We start from the raw sequence: 18241 nt of genomic DNA, 5'->3' as shown, positions 1-18241 counted from the left end.
GCAGCGGGGCTAGTCTGGGCATATGACAAATCCCGCGCCCGATGCCATCGCCCCTTCGCTTGACCTGATCGAAAGCCTCGCCCGCGAGGCGGTCGCGACCCTGCCGGAACCCTGGCGGGTGCCCGCGACCCATGTCGTGCTCCGGGTCGAGGATTTCGCGCCTGAAGAGATGCTCGAGGCGATGGATCTCAATGATCCGTTCGAGCTGACCGGGCTCTATGAAGGCATTCCCCTGACCGAGAAATCGGTTTCGGATCAGGCACTGCATCCGGATATGGTCTGGCTGTTCCGCCGCCCGATCCTTGATGAATGGGCCGAGCGCGGCAATGTCTCGCTCCAGGAACTGGTCAGCCATGTGGTGATCCATGAACTGGCGCATCATTTCGGCTGGTCCGATGCGGAAATTTCCGAGGTCGACCGCTGGTGGGAATGAACCCGCCGACCCCCACCCGCCTGACGGGACTGTGATGTGCCTCTGTCACATGGGGCGGCTATCTTCTGCGGGCCGCCCGACCGACGCGTTTCTCTGATGCCTGCGCATCGGCCGGAGGCGCCATCCGCCGATCCGCCCAGAGGAATTCCGAATGTCAGGACTGACCCGCCGCCACGCGCTTTTTGCCACCGCCGCCCTGCCTTTTGCCGCCGCCGCAACCGTGGGCCTGCCGCAAAAAGCCAGCGCCCAGGCCGAATTGCAGGGCGCCGGAGGCGGCCTCTTCCGCCGCTTCCGCCATGGCGCATTCGAGGTGACGACGCTCCTTGCCGGTACGGGTGAGAATTCCAATCCGAAAGGCACTTTCGGGCTGAATGTCAGCGACGCGGATTTCGCCGCCTCCTCGCAGGCGGCGTTTATTCCTGTCGACCGCGCCGTGAACTTCTTCACGCCGGTGCTGGTCAATACCGGCAAGGAGCTGATCCTCTTTGACACCGGGCTCGCGGCCGAAGGCGTGCTGGCGGCGCTCGGCCAGGCGGGCGTCTCGCCGCAACAGGTGGATGCGGTGGTGCTGACCCATATGCATGCCGATCATATCGGCGGGCTGACCACATCGGATGGCGCCACGCCGGTCTTCCCGCGCGCGCGCTACATCACCTCGCAGATCGAATATGACTACTGGGCCGGCCAGGAGAATGAAGGCTTCGAGAAAAAGGTCCGCCCGCTGCGCGATCTGACGAGGTTCGTCACCGATGGCGGCGAGGCCGCCCCCGGCATCACCGCGCTTGCGGCCTATGGCCATACCCCCGGCCATATGGCCTGGATGATCGAGAGCGAGGGCAAGCTGCTGGTTCTCACCGCCGACACCGCAAATCACTATGTCTGGTCCCTGGAAAACCCCGACTGGGAGGTCCGGTTCGATCTCGACAAGACCGAGGCCGCCGCCACCCGCAAGCGCATCTTCGGCATGATCGCGGCCGACCATCTGCCCTTCATCGGCTATCATATGCCCTTCCCGGGCCTTGGCTATGCCGAACCGAAAGGCACAGGCTTCCGCTTCGTCCCCCACAGCTATCAACTCGCTTTCGAGCCCTGAGCCACATTTTCTGTCCCTAAATATCCCGGGGGTGAGCCCGGAACGGGCGAGGGGGCTGGCCCCCTCCCTTCCGTCACCCGGTCAAAACTGGACAAAACCGGGCGCCTGTGACAGAGGAAGGGCGTCGCAGGCCCGGTCGCGCCTGCCCGAGGATCCGCCCATGTCGAAACCTGTCGTCACCCGCTTTGCCCCGTCGCCCACCGGCTATATCCATGTCGGAAATCTGCGCACCGCGCTGATGAATTACCTGATCGCCCGCAAGGCTGGCGGGACCTTCATCCTGCGCCTCGACGATACCGACCAGGAACGCTCAAAGCAGGAATATATTGACGGGCTGAAACAGGATCTCGACTGGCTCGGCCTGCATTGGGACCGGATCGAGCGGCAATCCGCCCGCTATGACCGCTATCACGAGGCCGCCGAAAAGCTGCGCGCCAGTGGTCGTTTCTACGAGGCATTTGAAAGCCCGACCGAACTCGATCTCAAGCGCAAGAAACAGCTGAATATGGGGCGCCCGCCGGTCTATGACCGCGCCTCACTTGGGCTGACGGAAGAGCAAAAGGCCGCGTTCCGTGCCGAAGGCAAGACCGGCTACTGGCGTTTCCTGCTGAACCAGAACCGCATCGAATGGCATGACGGGATCATCGGCGATATCTCGATCGACGCGGCCTCGGTCTCGGATCCGGTGCTGATCCGCGCCGATGGCCAGGTGCTTTATACCTTCGCCTCCTCGGTCGATGATGTCGAAATGGGCGTGACCCATATCGTGCGCGGCGCCGACCATGTGACCAATACCGCGACCCAGATTCAGATCATGGAAGCGATGGGCGGCACGCCGCCCGAATTCGCCCACCACTCGCTGCTCTCGGGGCCGAAAGGCGAAGAGCTGTCCAAGCGCCTCGGCGCGCTTTCGCTGCGCGATCTGCGCGCGCAGGGCGTCGAGCCCATGGCGCTTTTGTCGCTGATGGCGCGGCTGGGATCCTCGAAACCGGTGGAGCCGGTTGCCTCGATCGACGAGCTGGCCGAGGGTTTCGACATCGAAAGCTTCGGCGCGGCGCCGACGAAATTCGACCCGGCCGATCTTTTCCCGCTGACCCGGCATTACGTCCAGGCCTGGCCTTTCGATCAGGTGCGCGAGCGCATTCTGGCGCTTGGCGTGCCGGAAGACCAGGCCGGGCAGTTCTGGAGTGTGGCCAAAGACAATATCACTGTGCCGGCGGATCTCGAGGGCTGGTGGAAGCTGTTCTCGGAAGGGGCAGAGCCGGTTATTGACGAGGCCGACCGCGATTTCGTGCGCGAGGCGCTCGCACTTTTGCCGCCACGGCCCTGGACGAAAGAGACCTGGGGTCAATGGACCGGCGCGGTCAAAACTGCCACCGGGCGCAAGGGCAAAGATCTGTTCATGCCGCTGCGCAAGGCGCTGACAGGCCAGGCACATGGGCCGGATATGTCGGATGTCCTGCCGCTTTTGCAAAAGCTGCCTGCGCTTTGAGGCCGGGTAACGGGGGGCTGCCTGCCCCCCGGTCGCAGGCTTTGCCTGCGCCTCCCCCCGGGAGTATTTTAATCAAGAGGAAGAGGCGCGGCCTTTTGCTACGGGGGTGAGGGATGGCTGAGGCGAAATTCGTTCAGGGCAATCTCTTCCGCCATATCGTGGTGATGTCCTTGACTTCCTCCATCGGGCTGATGGCGGTTTTTGTCGTCGATCTGATCAATATGGCCTATATTTCCTGGCTCGGGAGGTCTGAGCTGGCGGCGGCTGTCGGCTATGCCGGGGCGGTGTTGTTCTTTACCACCTCCTTCGGGATCGGGTTGTCGATTGCGGTTTCGGCTTTGGTGAGCCGGGCCATCGGGCAGCGGGATCTGCGGCTTGCGCGTGAGAAGGCGACGACCGGGATGCTGCTCGGGTTGCTGTTCGGGGTGCCGTTTGCGGGGCTGGTCTGGCTTTTGCTGTCGCCGATGGTGCGACTTTTGGGCGCTGAGGGCGAGACCCATGATCTGGCCGTGCATTATCTGCAGATCGTGACCCTTGGGCAGCCGATGCTGATGCTGGGGATGATCGGATCTGCGGTATTGCGCGCCCATGGCGATGCGCGGGCCGCGATGATGGCGACGGTCTGGGGCGCGGTGGTGACGGCGGGCCTTGATCCGGTGCTGATCTTCGGCTTCGGCCTTGATCTGACCGGTGCGGCGCTGGCCGGGCTGGTCAGCCGCGCGGTGATCCTTTTCATGGCGGTGCGGCCGATTGTGACGCGCTATGGCGGCTTTGACCGGCCTTCGCTGCGGCAGGTATGGCATGATATGGCGCCGGTCTGGGCGATTGGTATTCCCGCGATCCTGACCCAGGTGGCGACGCCGGTGGGGCAGGCCTTTGTGACCCGCACGGCCTCGGGCTTTGGCGAGGCGGCGGTGGCGGGGATGGCGATTGCCGGGCGGCTGACGCCGGTTGCCTTCGGGGTGATTTTTGCACTGGCGGGCGCCATCGGGCCGATCATCGGGCAGAATATCGGCGCGGGGCGGATGGACCGTGTCAGACAGGCCTTTCGCGATGCGGTGATCTTTACCGGGCTGGTGATCCTCGTGGTCTCGGGGCTTTTGTTCCTGCTGCGCGCGCCGATTGCCGATCTCTTCAACGCGCAGGGCCTCACGCGCGAGATCGTCTACCTGTTCTGCGGGCCACTGGCTTTGATGTGGTTTTTCAACGGGCTGATCTTTGCCGGAAACGCCGTCTGCAACAATCTTGGCCGGCCGTTCTGGTCGACCGTGGTGAATTGGGGGCGCCATACCCTGGGCACGATTCCTTTCGCGATCTGGTTCGGACAGATCTGGGGCGCCCAGGGGGTGCTGATCGGGCAGGCGGTGGGCGGGGTCGCCTTTGGTCTTCTGGCGGTGATTTTTGCGCGCCTCGCGATCGCGCATCCGAACCTGCCGACGGGGCGCGGTGCACCGGCACCGGTCGCGGTCAGCCAGCCCGAGGCGGAAGCCGCAGCGCCGGGCGAGCGGCGGGCCTGATCTGAGGCGCCGGTTTGCCGAGCCTTGCCGTATCACGCATGTCGTCTTGCGGGGGAATACCGTCGTATACGGATTTTCACTTGCCTGATGGGGGAGCCTCGGGTTAGTCAGAACGGGCAGGATCGGGAGAATCCGGGCAGCCCCTGACAGGGCGGGTCCGGTGCCGAAGGAGCAACCGCCCCGGTAAACTCTCAGGCGCAAGGGACCGTTACTGCATTTGAAGACTCTGGAGAGTGGCGCGTGAGGCGCCCGCCGAAGGGATAACGATCTCAGGCGCCCCGATTGCGGGCAAGGACAGAGGGGGCACCGGGCGGCAGGGGAACTGCCGTGAACGGTGCCGGATATTTTCGGCCGACAGACAGGGGAGAGGCGGTTTGACCGACCTTTTGCGCCTTCCGTTGCACGGGCTCCATCTGGAGCTTGGCGGGAAAATGGTGCCCTTCGCGGGCTATGAGATGCCGGTGCAATATCCGGCCGGGGTGATGGCGGAACATCTGCATGTGAGAGCGGCAGCCGGGCTCTTCGATGTGAGCCATATGGGCCAGGTCGTGCTGCGCCCGAAAGGGTCGATGGAGAGTCTCGGGCTGGCGCTGGAGCGGCTGATGCCGGTCGATGTGCTGGGCGTAGCACCGGGCCGCCAGCGCTATGGCATTTTCACCAGCGAGACCGGCGGCATTCTTGATGATCTGATGTTTGCCAATCGCGGGACCGACTACCTTCTGGTGGTGAATGCGGCGCGCAAGACACATGATTTCGCACATCTGACCCGGCATCTCGCCGATGAGGCCGAGATCGACATCCAGACCGGGCGGGCGCTGCTGGCGCTGCAGGGGCCGGAGGCCGAATCGGTCCTGGCGGTCCTGGTGCCGGATGTGACGGCGATGCAGTTCATGGATGTCGCTTCGGTCCCGACAGTGTTCGGAGAACTCTGGATCTCGCGGTCGGGCTATACCGGCGAGGACGGGTTCGAGATTTCGGTGCCGGAGGCTGCGGTTCCTGATTTCGCGCGGGCGCTGCTAGCGCTGGACGGAGTGGCGCCGATTGGCCTTGGCGCCCGCGACAGTCTGCGGCTTGAGGCCGGGCTTTGCCTTTACGGCCATGATATTGACGAGACCACCAGTCCGGTCGAGGCGGGTCTTGGCTGGGCGATCCAGAAGGCACGTCGCGCCGGCGGTGCGCGGGCGGGCGGTTTCCCGGGCGAGACGCGGATCCTTGCCGAGCTGGCGGATGGCCCCTCGCGCAAACGCGTGGGGCTGCGCCCGGAGGGGCGTGCACCGATGCGCGAAGGTGTGGCCCTGTTTGCAACGGATGGCACGCCGATTGGCGCGATCACCTCGGGCGGTTTTGCCCCCTCGGTCCAGGCGCCGGTTGCCATGGGCTATGTTGCAAGCGCCTTTGCGGCCCCCGGCACCGGCATCGAGGCCGAGCTGCGCGGCAGGAAGCTTCCGGTTGTGGTTGCGGCCACGCCTTTCCACCCAACCCATTACAAACGTTAAGTCCCAGGGGATCGAAAAGATGAAATTCACCAAGGAACATGAATGGCTGCGCGTCGAGGGTGACCTGATCGTGGTCGGGATCACTGAACATGCTGCCGAAGCGCTTGGCGATGTGGTGTTCGTGGAACTGCCCGAAGCGGGAATACAGGTGGCGGCCGGAGATGAGATCTCGGTGATCGAGAGCGTCAAGGCGGCCTCGGATATCCTCGCGCCGGTCGAGGGCGAGATCGTCGAGGTGAATGAGGCTCTTTCGGACAATCCGGGGCTGGTGAATGAGGATCCGCTGGGCGGCGCCTGGTTCTTCAAGCTGAAGGTCGATGATCTCTCGGTGGTCGATCAGTTCATGGATGAGGATGAGTATAAGGATTTCATCGGCTGAGGCTGATGCGGTTTTTCTGAGCAGCGGGGGACCAGTCCCCCCGAACTGAACCGAGAGCCGGGGGACCAGTCCCCCGGACCGAACCGAGAGCCGGGGGACCAGTCCCCCGGGCCGAACTGAGAGCCGGGGGACCAGTCCCCCGGACCGAACTGAGAGCCGGGGGACCAGTCCCCCAGACCGAACTGAGAGCCGGGGGACCAGTCCCCCGGGCCCCCTGGGATATTTATGGACAGAAAATGGGAGAAGCGCGGTGCGTCGCCCGACTGTCCGGAGGTGCGCGATGAGTTTCACTCCGACCGATTATAACCCCTATGATTTCGCCAATCGTCGCCATATCGGGCCCTCTCCGGCCGAGATGGAGGAGATGCTGAAGGCGGTGGGCGCGGCCTCGCTGGACGCGCTGATTGCCGAGACAGTGCCGGCCTCGATCCGCCAGGAAAAGCCGCTGTCCTGGGCACCTTTGGCCGAACATGAGCTGCTGGCGAAGATGAAGGAGGTGGCGGGGAAGAACCGCGTGATGACCTCGCTGATCGGGCAGGGCTATTACGGCACGGTGACGCCGCCGGCCATTCAGCGCAATATCCTTGAGAACCCGGCCTGGTATACCGCCTATACGCCTTACCAGCCCGAGATCGCGCAGGGGCGGCTTGAAGCGCTGCTGAATTACCAGACCATGGTCTGTGATCTGACGGGCCTCGATGTTGCCAATGCCTCGCTTCTGGATGAGGCGACGGCGGCGGCGGAAGCCATGGCGATGGCGGAGCGTTCGGCGAAGTCCAAAGCCAAAGCGTTCTTTGTCGACCGTTTCTGCCACCCGCAGACGATTGCGGTGATCCGCACCCGGGCCGAGCCTTTGGGGATCGAGATCATTGAGGGCGATGTCGGGCTGCTGGAGCCTTCAAGCGTGTTTGGCGCGATCTTCCAGTATCCGGGGTCTTATGGGCATGTGACGGATTTCACGGCGAAAATCGCGCATCTGCATGCGCATAAGGCGCTGGCCATTGTCGCGACCGATCTGCTGGCCTTGTGCATGCTGAAAGAGCCGGGTGCGATGGGGGCGGATATTGCCATCGGCTCGTCGCAGCGCTTCGGCGTGCCGATGGGATATGGCGGCCCGCATGCGGCTTTCATGGCCTGCCGCGATGATCTGAAGCGCAATATGCCGGGGCGGATTGTGGGTGTCTCGATCGACAGCCACGGGACGCGGGCTTACCGGCTGTCTTTGCAGACGCGCGAGCAGCATATCCGGCGCGAGAAGGCGACGTCGAATGTCTGTACGGCGCAGGCGCTTCTGGCGGTCATGGCCTCGATGTATGCGGTGTTTCACGGGCCGAACGGGCTCAGGGCGATTGCCGAGCGGGTGCATTTCCTGACCCAGCGGCTGGCACGCGCGCTGATGGCGGCGGGGGCCAGGGTCTCGCCGAAGGCCTTTTTCGACACGATCACGGTCGAGGTCGGTGTGGGCCAGGCCGGCATTCTTGCCGCAGCGCGGGCCGAGGGACTGAATTTCCGCAGGATCGGCAATGACCGGATCGGGATCAGCCTCGATGAGACCACCTCGGAAGAGGTGCTGAGCCGGGTGTTGCGGGCCTTCGGGATCGAGGGCGTACCGCCGCATCGCGGAGGCCTCGGCTTCCCCGAGACGATGCTGCGGCAAAGCGCCTATCTTACCCATCCGGTGTTTCAGATGAACCGGGCCGAGAGCGAGATGATGCGCTATATGCGCCGGCTCTCGGATCGTGATCTGGCGCTCGACAGGGCGATGATCCCGCTCGGGTCCTGCACGATGAAGCTTAATGCGGCCGCCGAGATGATGCCGATCACCTGGCCGGAATTTGGCAGCCTGCACCCGTTCGTGCCGCGCGATCAGGCGGCGGGTTATGGCGAGGCGATTGCGGATCTGACCGCGAAGCTGTGCGAGATTACCGGCTATGATGCGTTTTCCATGCAGCCCAATTCCGGCGCCCAGGGGGAATATGCCGGGCTATTGACCATTCTCGCTTATCACAAGGCGCGTGGCGATCATGACCGCCGGATCTGCCTGATCCCGATCTCGGCGCATGGCACCAACCCGGCTTCGGCGCAGATGGCGGGGATGGAGGTTGTGGTGGTCAGGTCCTCGCCGAACGGCGATGTCGATCTGGATGATTTCCGTGACAAGGCGGCGAAGGCCGGCGACCGGCTCGCGGCCTGCATGATCACCTATCCCTCGACCCATGGCGTGTTCGAGGAGACCGTGCGCGAGGTCTGCAAGATCACCCATGATCATGGCGGCCAGGTCTATATCGACGGCGCCAATATGAATGCGATGGTGGGGCTGGTGAAGCCGGGCGAGATCGGTGGCGATGTCAGCCACCTGAACCTGCACAAGACCTTTGCCATTCCGCATGGCGGCGGGGGGCCGGGCATGGGGCCGATCGGCGTGCGTGCGCATCTCGCGCCGCATCTGCCGGGGGATCCCGAGGGGCGTCCGGAAACCGATGCCGGCCCGGTCTCGGCGGCGCCTTATGGCTCGGCGAGCATTTTGCTGATCTCCTGGGCTTATTGCCTGATGATGGGTGGCTCGGGGCTGACCCAGGCGACGCGGGTGGCGATCCTGAACGCCAACTATATCGCGGCGCGGCTGAAAGGGGCTTATGATGTGCTCTATATGGGCAATCGTGGCCGGGTGGCCCATGAATGTATCCTCGACACACGCCCCTTTGCCGATCATGGCGTGACGGTGGATGACATCGCCAAGCGGCTGATCGACAACGGCTTCCATGCGCCGACCATGTCCTGGCCGGTTTCCGGCACGCTGATGGTGGAGCCGACGGAATCCGAGACCAAGGCCGAGATCGACCGTTTCATCACCGCGCTGCTGGCGATCCGCGAGGAGATCCGGGCCGTCGAGGCGGGGGAGATTTCGGCAGAGGAAAGCCCGCTGCGCTTTGCACCGCATACGGTGCAGGACCTGGTGGCGGAGTGGGACCGGAAATATACCCGCGAACAGGGTTGTTTTCCGCCGGCGGCGTTCCGGGTCGATAAATACTGGCCGCCGGTTGGCCGGATCGACAATGTTTACGGTGACCGGAACCTCGTCTGCACCTGCCCGCCGCTGGAGAGCTATCTCGATGCCGCGGAGTAAGGCGTGATGAAGCCGGGGGGCTTCGCGCCCCCCGGACCCCTGCGGGATATTTAGAGACAGAAAATAAGCGGGCGGGGTTTTGACAATGGCCAGGTGCCGGGATAGCGCTGCGGTATCATGAGTGAAAAACCTGCCTCTTTTCAAAGCGGCCTGCTGGCGGCCCTGCCCATTGTGATGGGATATTTCCCGATTGCATTTTCTTTTGGCGTTGCGGCCACCCGAGGCGGGCTGAGCCAGGCCGAGGCGGTGATGCTCTCGCTGGTGGTCTATGCCGGGGCCTCGCAATTCCTGGCGCTGACGCTGTTTGCCAGTGGCGCGCCGGTGCTGGTGGCGGCCTTTACCCTGATCGCGATGAATGTGCGCCATGTGCTTTACGGACCGGCGCTGATGAAGGAGGCGGGAGCGGAGGGTTCGCGCCGCTTTGCCTGGGTCTGGGCCTGGGGGCTGACCGATGAGGTTTTTGGTCAGGCGCTGGGGGCGCTGGCGCGGGGGCAGCGATTTTCCGAGGCCTATATGTTCGGGCTGGGGCTGGCGGCCTATGCGTCCTGGGTGCTGGGAACGGCGGTTGGCGCCTTCGCCGGCGGGGGCGCGCTGGATGGCTGGCCGGCGGTGAGCGCGGGCCTTGATTTCATGCTTTCGGCGTTGTTTCTGGCACTTTTGCTCTCGATCCTGTCGCGGCTTGCGATGCCGGCGATTGTGGTTGCGGTGATCGCGACCTGCCTTGGCACCGTGGTCTGGTCGGCGACGGCCGGGATCCTTGCAGGCATGATCTGCGGCGCGCTGGCGGGAATGGCCGGCGGGCTGGTCAGGGGGCGCGGATGAACCCGGATCTGGTGCTGATGGCGGTGCTTGCGGGGCTGGCGAACTGGGCTTTCCGGGCGCTGCCGGTCCTGTTGATGCGGGGCGAGGCGAAGCCGGGCGGGCTGATGGCGGGGTTTCTGGCCTCGACCGGGCCGGCGGCGATTGCGACGCTGTTCGTGGCCTCGGTCCTGCCGCGTCTCTGGCCGCAGCAGACGGATCTCGTGCCCCTGGCGGTGGGAACCGTGGTCACGGTGCTGGCCTTCCTGCCGAAGCGTTCGGTCGTGGTGGCGACGCTTGCGGGGTCACTGGCTTACGGTATCGCTTTTGCGCTGATGCATCCGGCGCTTGCACCCTGAAGGCGAAAGCGGGATCATGGCGGCAGGAGGTGTCCCATGATCGAAATCTCTCCCAGCAAAGTGGTGCAGGTGATTTTCCTGTCGCGCGAGGGGCCGGCAGGCCAGGCGCAGCTATATGCCTTTATCGACGGGCTGAATGACGAGGAAAAGGCGCATCTGACCGCCATTGCCTGGGTCGGGCGCGGCGCGTTCGAGACCGAGGATTATGCCGAGGCGCTGCGCACGGCCTATACCGAAGCGACCACCCCCACCGCAGATTACCTGATGGGGATGCCGCATCTTCCGGAAAATCTCGAAGCGGGGCTGGAGGCGCTTGGCGTCGATGTCACGGGCGAGGAAGAGGATCTGCTGTGAGGCCAGCTCTTACCCCGCCAGCGCGGGGTAGAGGCTGCGATAGCGCGCATAGGCCTCGTCGAAGGCCGCGATGAGGCCCGCATCCGGCGCGATGCTGGCTTTGGTGGCGGGGGCGGTGCAGATGCTTTCCGGGCTTGCGCCGCTGGCGGCCATCAGCCCCAGCCGCGCCGCGCCAAAGGCTGCGCCGAAATCGCCGCCGACCGGCAGATCGACCGGGATGCCAAGCGTGGTCGCGATGACCTTTAGCCAATAGCCCGAGTTTGAGCCGCCGCCGACTGCGGTGACGCGCCCGATCCGGGCTCCGGCCTGGCGCAGTGCATTCAGATTGTCTTTCAGCGCGAAAGCGACGCCTTCCATCACTGCGCGGGTCAGGGCCTTGCGGTCGGATTCGTGGCCGAGGCCGGTAAAGGCGCCCCGGATCTTCGCATCATTATGCGGCGTGCGCTCGCCCGAGAGATAGGGAAGGAAGCTGGCCGAACCCGGCGCGACCAGATCGTCGCCGAGTTCGCGCGAGAGATCGGCGGCGGCGGTGCCGGTGATGCCGGCATACCAGTTCAGCGCATCGGTGGCGGACAGGATCACGCCCATCTGATGCCAGCGGTCCGGCAGCGCATGGCAAAAGGCGTGAACTGCGCTTTCAGGCAGCGGGCGGAAGGCGTCATTGGCGGCAAAGATCACACCTGAAGTGCCGAGCGAGACAAAGGCCTGGCCTTCGCGAATGGTGCCCATGCCGATGGCCGAGGCGGCGTTGTCCCCCGCACCACCGGCGACGATCACCGGGCCGGTGAGGCCCCAGTCTGTCAGAAGTTCGGCACGCAGGTGGCCACCAGGCGCCGAGCCCTCGACCAGACGCGGCATCTGTGCGCGGGAAAGGCCGGAAGCCGTCAGCAGGTCATCCGACCAGTCGCGCGCCGCGCAATCCAGCCAGCTGGTTCCGGCGGCATCCGACATCTCGGAAATATGCTCGCCCGTCAGCCAGAGCCGCAGCGCGTCTTTCGGCAAAAGGACCATGGCGGTCTGGTCGAAGAGGGCGGGTTCGTGCTTTGCCACCCAGGCCAGTTTCGGGGCGGTAAAGCCCGGGAAGACGATATTGCCGGTCACCTGGCGAAAGCGCGGATCGGCATCCATTGCGGCGGCCTCAAGGCTGGCGCGGGTGTCATTCCACAGGATCGAGGGGCGCAGCGCGCGGTCGCTGCGGTCAAACAGCGTGGCGCCATGCATATGGCCCGACAGGCCGATGCCGCGAATAGCGGCGAATTCAGCGGGATGGGCGGCGCGCAGGGCCGCCACGGCCTCTTTGCAGGCTGTGGTCCAGTCTTCGGGATCCTGTTCGGACCAGCCGGGATGGGGGCGTGACACCGGCGTCGCGGCGCTGGCCGAACCGATGATCCGCTGTTCTTCATCCATCAGCAACGCGCGGATGCCAGAGGTGCCGAGATCGAGACCGAGATACATATTCACCTCATGGAATTGCCCCGGCCGGCGCGAACCGGCCGGGGTCGTAATGCCTCAGAACGGGCTGTCGGGGTAGTAGAAGGTGGCCGCATTGTCCGGCGTGACCAGAACCGAGCCGATGATGAAATCGCCCGAGACCGGCGCCGGCGAGACGAGGCCGACCGCGGTGATTTCGATTGCGGTGGCGATCATCGACGGCGGGTAGGTCACATTGGCCGGGATCATCGCATCGCCGTCCATGGTGCGCTTGATCATCTCTTTCATACCGGCGCCGCCGAGCACGAATTTGATGTCTTTGCGGCCGGCGGCTTCGATCGCGGCCAGGGCGCCAAGCGCCATATCGTCATCCGAGGCCCAGACCGCGTCGATTTCCGGATATTTCGACAGGAAATCCTGCATCACGGTAAAGCTCTTGTCGCGGTTCCAGTCGCCATGTTCGGCGGCAAGAACTTCGATCCCCGAGCCCTCAATGGCGCCCTGGAAGCCTTCGAGGCGCTCATTGTCGATGGTGGTCGGGATGCCGCGCAGCACGACAACCTTGCCGCCATCGGGCATGTGGGATTTCATGAATTCGCCCGCGACGCGGCCAAAGCCGGGATTGTCGCCTGCGACATAGAGGTCTTCGATGCCGTCAACCGCCAGACCACGGTCGACCACGGTCACCCAGGCGCCCGAGGCTTTGACATTCTGCACCGGACCGGTCAGCGGCTCGGATTCAAAAGGCAGCACGACGAGCGCGCTGATCTTGCGGGTGGCCAGCATGTCTTCGATATCATTGACCTGCTTGGCCGGGTCCGAGGCGGTCGCCAGCACGAAATCCAGCTCGGGATAGGTGGCTTCCAGCCGCTCTACCGTGGTTTTGGCGAAATAGTTCATGCCGCCCGCCCAGCCATGGGTCGCCGCCGGGATCGACACGCCGATCACTTTGGTGTCCTGGGCCAGGGCCGGCCCGCCAAGCGCCACCGCAAGCGCCAATGCCGATACGAAATGTTTCATAGTTTCTCCTCCCTTGAGTAATTTTGGGCCAGGGGTCACTGGCCCGCTTTGCTTCCGCGCTGCAAAACGACAGCGAGAACGATGATCGCGCCCTGGATTGCTCCGTTCAGATAGGGCGAGACGTAATCCGTCAGGTTCAGCAGATTGCCGATCAGCACGAGGATCAGCACCCCCACAACCGTGCCCCAGACGCGGCCGAAACCGCCCTTGAGGGCCGTGCCACCGATGATGACGGCGGCAATCGCCTCCAGCTCCCACAGGAGGCCGGTGGCGGACGAGGCCGAGCCAAGGCGCGGCACATACATGATGACGGCCAGCCCGACGAGGGCGCCAAGCATCACATAGGTCAGAAGCCGCACGCGGCCGACGCGCACGGATGAATATTTCGCCACCTGGTCATTTGACCCGATGGCGGCGCAATGGCGGCCAAAGGCGGTGGAGCGCATCAGCAATTCGCCGAGGATCACCACCACAGCAAAGACGATGATCGGCCAGGTGACGCCGAAAATGCCGCCGTAATAGACCGGCTGGTAGAAGGTGCGCAGGCCGAAATCGAGGCTCAGCGTGCCGCCATCTGCAAGCCAGGTGACGAGGCTGCGATAGATCCCCATCGAGCCGAGCGTGACGATGAAGGCCTCGATCCCCAGCCGGGTGATCAGAAGACCATTGATCAGCCCCGCGATGATCCCGGCGCCAAGTGCGACCAGCATCCCCACAAGGACAATCGGCACGCCCACGCCCATCGAGGGCAGCATTTTGTTCATCACAAGGATCATCAGCCCGGCGATAAACGCCGCCATCGAGCCGACCGAGAGGTCAAGCCCGCCTGCCGTGATCACGAAGGTCATCCCCACCGCGATGATGCCGATAAAGGCCGACCGCGCCAGAACATTGGTGATATTGTCGAGGCCGAGGAAATTCGGGTTCATCATCGCGCCCATGATCACGAGGATCACCAGCGCGAGGATCGGGCCGATCACGCTCATCTGCACCCGGCGCGCCGGAGCTGCCGCAACACTCATTCCTGTAACTCCTTTGCGAGAGGGGCGGCCTGGCCGACCCCCATGGCGAGGCGCACGATGGCGTCCTCAGTGATGGTATCGCCGGTCACCTCGCCCTGGATCCGGCCCTGCCGCATCACCAGAACGCGGTCGGCAAGGCCGATGACCTCCTGCATTTCCGAGGAGATCACCACGATGGCGCGGCCCTCGCGGGCAAGGCGGCGGATGAAGTCGTACATCTGTTGTTTGGTGCCGATGTCGATGCCGCGGGTCGGCTCGTCGATCACGATGATCTGCGGGTCCGAGAGCATGGTTTTCGCGAAGAGCAGCTTTTGCTGATTGCCGCCGGACAGATGGCCGACATTGATCCCGCGCGCGCCACGAATGTCGAAATCGCGGATCGCCTGGTCAAGCGCCGCCTCTTCGGCGCGCTGATCCAGCAGCCCATGCGAGAACCGGTGCAGGGCCTGGAGGGTGAGGTTCTCACGCATCCCCTTTTGCAACAGCAGTCCGCGCATCTTGCGGTCTTCGGTCAGGTAGCACAGGCCAAGCTCCAGCGCCTCCCAGTTGTGGCGGATGGTGACCGCGCGGCCTTTGACTTTGACCGAACCGGTGGCAGGGCGCAGCCCAGCTAGGCCCTCGAATGTCTCGGTCCGCCCCGAACCGATCAGCCCGGCAATGCCGAGGATCTCGCCCGCGCGCAGGCTGAAGCTGATATCTTCGGCGAAGCCCGGCACTGTCAGGCCAGAGACTTCCAGCACGATCTCGCCGGGGGTGCCGTCTTTGGCGGGGTAAAGCTGCGACATCTCGCGCCCGACCATTGCTTCGGCCATGCCATGTTCGTCCATCGCATCGGCGGGGCCGGAATAGACCACCGCGCCATCGCGCATGATGGTCAGGTCGTCTGCAATCTCTTTCACCTCGTCGAGCTTGTGCGAGGTGAAGAGAATGGCCGTGCCGGCGGCCCTGAGCGCCCGGACCTGGTCTATCAGAATCCTGGTTTCGGCCTTGGTCAGCACCGCGGTCGGCTCGTCCATAATCAGGACGCGGGTCTCGCGCGACAGGGCTTTCGCGATTTCGACCATCTGCTTGTCGGAATTCGACAGGCTCGAGATCGGGCGATCCGTCGCGACCCGGCATTGCAGCCGGTCCAGAAGCGTCCTGGCCTCGGCCCGCATCGCGGCTTTGTTGAGGAAGAGGCCGCGTTTCAGCTCGCGGCCAAGGAAGATGTTTTCCTCGACGGTCAGCTGCTCGGCCAGGTTGAATTCCTGGTGGATCATCGAGATCCCCGCAGCCTCGGCCTCACCCATGGTGGCGAAGGCAACCGCGCGACCGTCCAGCAGAACCTCGCCTGAGGACGGCGGCTGATAGCCCGCGAGGATCTTCATCGTCGTGGATTTCCCCGCGCCATTCTCGCCGATCAGCGCATGGACGCGGCCCGGGGCCAGCGCGATCGAGATGCCATGCAGCACCTCGATCGGGCCGAAACTGCGGCTGACGCCGTTCAGGGCGAGAACGGGTGTGGTCACAGCGCCACCCATGCGGCATCGGCCCGGGACGAGCGGATCGCGGCGTCGATAAAGCGCATCCCGTCCATCCCGGCCGCAATCCCCGGCAGAAGGCCGGTATCCGGGATCTGGCCGCTGTCTGCCGCGCGAATGGCGCGGGCGGCCTCGGTATAGAGATTGGCGAACCCTTCGAGATAGCCCTCGGGATGGCCGCCCGGGGTGCGGCTGACGGCATTCGCCGCCGCATTCGCCCCGGCGCCGCGCCGGGTCACGAGGCGTTTGGCCGCGCCAAAGGGGGTGTGCCAGAGGTAATTCGGATCCTCCTGGCTCCATTCCAGCCCGCCTTTTTCGCCAAAGACGCGCAGCCGCAGCCCGTTTTCGCAGCCCGGCGCCACCTGGCTGCACCAGAGCACGCCGCGCGCACCGCCCTGCATCCTGAGAAGGATATTGGCATTGTCATCGACCCGGCGCCCGGGGACAAAGCTTTGCAGATCGGCGGCAAGGCTTTCCACCGCCAGCCCGGTCACGAAACAGGCGAGGTTATGGGCATGGGTGCCGATATCGCCAATCGCGCCGCCTGCGCCCGAGCGCGCGGGGTCGGTGCGCCAGTCTGCCTGTTTGTTGCTGTCATCTGCGGCTTCGGTCAGCCAGTCCTGGGCATATTCGACCTGAACGACGCGAATCTTCCCCAGCTCGCCCGAGGCCACCATGTCCCGCGCCTGGCGGATCATCGGATAGCCGGTGTAATTATGGGTCAGGATGAAGAGCGCTTTTGATGCTTTGACCGCAGCCTCGAGGTCGCGCGCCTGGTCCATCGTGGCGGTCAGCGGCTTGTCGCAAATCACATGGATGCCGCGGTTCAGAAAGGCCATCGCGGGGCCGGCATGCATATGGTTCGGCGTCACGATGGACACGGCGCGGATGCCATCCTCACGCGCGGCCTCGCGTTCGGCCATCTCTTCATAACTGCCATAGGACCGATCCGCCGCCAGCCCGAGCGCCAGCCCGCTTTCCAGCGCCCGTTCCGGCGTCGAAGACAGCGCGCCGGCGACCAGGTCATATTCGCCATCGATGCGCGCCGCGATCCGGTGGACGCCGCCGATAAAGGCATCCTTGCCGCCGCCGACCATCCCCAGTCTGATCTTTGTCATGGTGTCAGATCCCCCCTCAAAGCCCGAGCATACGGCGGTTCGCGGCTTCATCAGTGCCACCATCCGCGAAATCGTCAAACGCTTTGTCGGTCACGCGGATGATGTGGTGTTTCACGAACTCGGCCCCTTCGCGCGCGCCGTCTTCCGGATGCTTGATCGCGCATTCCCATTCCACGACCGCCCAGCCGTCGAAATCATTCGCCGCCATTTTGGAGAACACCGCGCCGAAATCGACCTGGCCATCGCCAAGGCTGCGGAACCGCCCGGCCCGGTTCACCCATGACTGAAAGCCGCCATAGACCCCCTGGCGGCCGGTCGGGTTGAACTCGGCATCCTTGACATGGAACATCCGGATACGGTCGCGGTAAATGTCGATATTGTCCAGATAATCCAGGCATTGCAGCACGTAATGCGAGGGATCGTAAAGCATGCAGGCCCGGGGATGGTTGCCGGTGCGTTCCAGAAACATCTCATAGGTGATGCCGTCATGCAGGTCTTCGCCGGGGTGGATCTCATAGCAGATATCGACACCGCAGTCGTCTGCATGGTCGAGGATCGGCTTCCAGCGTCGCGCCAGCTCGTCGAACGCCGTTTCCACAAGGCCAGCCGGGCGCTGTGGCCAGGGGTAGACATAGGGCCAGGCCAGCGCGCCGGAAAACGACGCCTGGGCCGTCAGCCCCATATGTTTGCTGGCGGTCAGCGCGTTTTTCACCTGGATCACGGCCCATTCCTGGCGTGCCTTCGGATTGCCGCGCACATGCGGCGCGGCAAAGCCGTCAAAGCCCTCGTCATAGGCCGGATGCACCGCGACCAGCTGGCCCTGGAGATGGGTCGAAAGCTCGGTCACAACGACGCCATTCGCCTCGGCCACGCCCTTGAACTCGTCGCAGTAATCCTTGCTGGAGGCGGCGCGGTCGAGATCGATCAGCCGCCCGTCCCAGCTGGGCACCTGGACACCTTTATAGCCGATATCGGCGGCCCATTTCGTGATGCTGTCCCAGGAGTTGAACGGCGCCGCATCGCTTGCGAATTGCGCGAGAAACAGTCCCGGCCCTTTGATCGTCTTCATGGTCTTTCCTCCC

General features: G+C 64.3%; 16 protein-coding genes and 1 riboswitch. Of the genes, 10 read left to right on the top strand and 6 right to left on the bottom strand.

The features are described 5' to 3' along the window. Nucleotides 1-22: 22 nt before the first annotated feature. From JC607_RS16465 to JC607_RS16420, 10 genes are all read left to right on the top strand, one after another. Complete coding sequence (locus tag JC607_RS16465) at nucleotides 23-433, top strand: metallopeptidase family protein (protein ID WP_198837987.1); 411 nt, start codon at nucleotides 23-25, stop codon at nucleotides 431-433. 151 nt (nucleotides 434-584) lie between these two features. Further along, nucleotides 585-1526: an MBL fold metallo-hydrolase gene (locus tag JC607_RS16460; protein WP_198837986.1), complete on the top strand. Its 942-nt coding sequence runs from the start codon at nucleotides 585-587 to the stop codon at nucleotides 1524-1526. 160 nt (nucleotides 1527-1686) lie between these two features. Next, nucleotides 1687-3018, top strand: a complete 1332-nt coding sequence (gene gltX / locus JC607_RS16455; protein WP_198837985.1) for a glutamate--tRNA ligase — start codon at nucleotides 1687-1689, stop codon at nucleotides 3016-3018. 113 nt (nucleotides 3019-3131) lie between these two features. Next, nucleotides 3132-4535 carry an MATE family efflux transporter gene (locus JC607_RS16450; protein ID WP_198837984.1) on the top strand — a complete coding sequence of 468 codons (1404 nt, stop codon included), beginning with the start codon at nucleotides 3132-3134 and terminating at the stop codon, nucleotides 4533-4535. 113 nt (nucleotides 4536-4648) lie between these two features. Beyond that, nucleotides 4649-4753, top strand: a riboswitch (glycine riboswitch). 156 nt (nucleotides 4754-4909) lie between these two features. After that, nucleotides 4910-6031 carry a glycine cleavage system aminomethyltransferase GcvT gene (gene gcvT / locus JC607_RS16445; protein ID WP_198837983.1) on the top strand — a complete coding sequence of 374 codons (1122 nt, stop codon included), beginning with the start codon at nucleotides 4910-4912 and terminating at the stop codon, nucleotides 6029-6031. Nucleotides 6032-6050: 19 nt separating this feature from the next. Next, on the top strand, nucleotides 6051-6410 hold the full coding sequence (gcvH, locus tag JC607_RS16440; RefSeq protein ID WP_198837982.1) for a glycine cleavage system protein GcvH: 360 nt from the start codon (nucleotides 6051-6053) through the stop codon (nucleotides 6408-6410). Nucleotides 6411-6690: 280 nt separating this feature from the next. Beyond that, nucleotides 6691-9537: an aminomethyl-transferring glycine dehydrogenase gene (gene gcvP, locus JC607_RS16435; protein WP_198837981.1), complete on the top strand. Its 2847-nt coding sequence runs from the start codon at nucleotides 6691-6693 to the stop codon at nucleotides 9535-9537. Between the two features lie 117 nt (nucleotides 9538-9654). After that, nucleotides 9655-10359: an AzlC family ABC transporter permease gene (locus JC607_RS16430; protein WP_198837980.1), complete on the top strand. Its 705-nt coding sequence runs from the start codon at nucleotides 9655-9657 to the stop codon at nucleotides 10357-10359. Further along, nucleotides 10356-10694 carry an AzlD domain-containing protein gene (locus tag JC607_RS16425; RefSeq protein WP_198837979.1) on the top strand — a complete coding sequence of 113 codons (339 nt, stop codon included), beginning with the start codon at nucleotides 10356-10358 and terminating at the stop codon, nucleotides 10692-10694. The genes JC607_RS16430 and JC607_RS16425 overlap by 4 nt, the downstream gene beginning before the upstream one ends. 36 nt (nucleotides 10695-10730) lie before the next feature. After that, nucleotides 10731-11048: a DUF3775 domain-containing protein gene (locus JC607_RS16420; protein WP_198837978.1), complete on the top strand. Its 318-nt coding sequence runs from the start codon at nucleotides 10731-10733 to the stop codon at nucleotides 11046-11048. A gap of 9 nt (nucleotides 11049-11057) precedes the next feature. On the opposite strand, the gene xylB is transcribed toward JC607_RS16420, so the two are convergent. Genes xylB through JC607_RS16390 form a run of 6 tightly spaced genes read right to left on the bottom strand, consistent with a single transcriptional unit; the run spans nucleotide 11058 to nucleotide 18228 of the window. Beyond that, a complete protein-coding gene (gene xylB, locus JC607_RS16415; RefSeq protein WP_198837977.1) occupies nucleotides 11058-12503 on the bottom strand; it encodes a xylulokinase in 1446 nt (481 codons plus the stop codon). A gap of 54 nt (nucleotides 12504-12557) precedes the next feature. Then, on the bottom strand, nucleotides 12558-13499 hold the full coding sequence (locus tag JC607_RS16410) for an ABC transporter substrate-binding protein (protein WP_198837976.1): 942 nt from the start codon (nucleotides 13497-13499) through the stop codon (nucleotides 12558-12560). A 35-nt stretch (nucleotides 13500-13534) separates the two neighbouring features. Continuing rightward, a complete protein-coding gene (locus JC607_RS16405) occupies nucleotides 13535-14521 on the bottom strand; it encodes an ABC transporter permease (protein ID WP_092895630.1) in 987 nt (328 codons plus the stop codon). Beyond that, nucleotides 14518-16029: a sugar ABC transporter ATP-binding protein gene (locus JC607_RS16400; RefSeq protein ID WP_198837975.1), complete on the bottom strand. Its 1512-nt coding sequence runs from the start codon at nucleotides 16027-16029 to the stop codon at nucleotides 14518-14520. Before JC607_RS16400 ends, JC607_RS16405 begins: the two co-directional genes overlap by 4 nt. Beyond that, nucleotides 16026-17159: a Gfo/Idh/MocA family protein gene (locus tag JC607_RS16395; protein ID WP_198837974.1), complete on the bottom strand. Its 1134-nt coding sequence runs from the start codon at nucleotides 17157-17159 to the stop codon at nucleotides 16026-16028. The genes JC607_RS16400 and JC607_RS16395 overlap by 4 nt, the downstream gene beginning before the upstream one ends. 16 nt (nucleotides 17160-17175) lie before the next feature. Next, nucleotides 17176-18228 carry a sugar phosphate isomerase/epimerase gene (locus JC607_RS16390; RefSeq protein ID WP_198837973.1) on the bottom strand — a complete coding sequence of 351 codons (1053 nt, stop codon included), beginning with the start codon at nucleotides 18226-18228 and terminating at the stop codon, nucleotides 17176-17178. Nucleotides 18229-18241: the final 13 nt, after the last annotated feature.

The sequence above is a fragment of the Paracoccus sp. IB05 genome, from assembly GCF_016405985.1.
In the GTDB taxonomy this organism is placed as follows: Bacteria; Pseudomonadota; Alphaproteobacteria; order Rhodobacterales; family Rhodobacteraceae; genus Pseudogemmobacter.
Note: the sequence above shows the minus strand (reverse complement) of the source record. Positions and strands in the feature narration are given on the sequence as shown.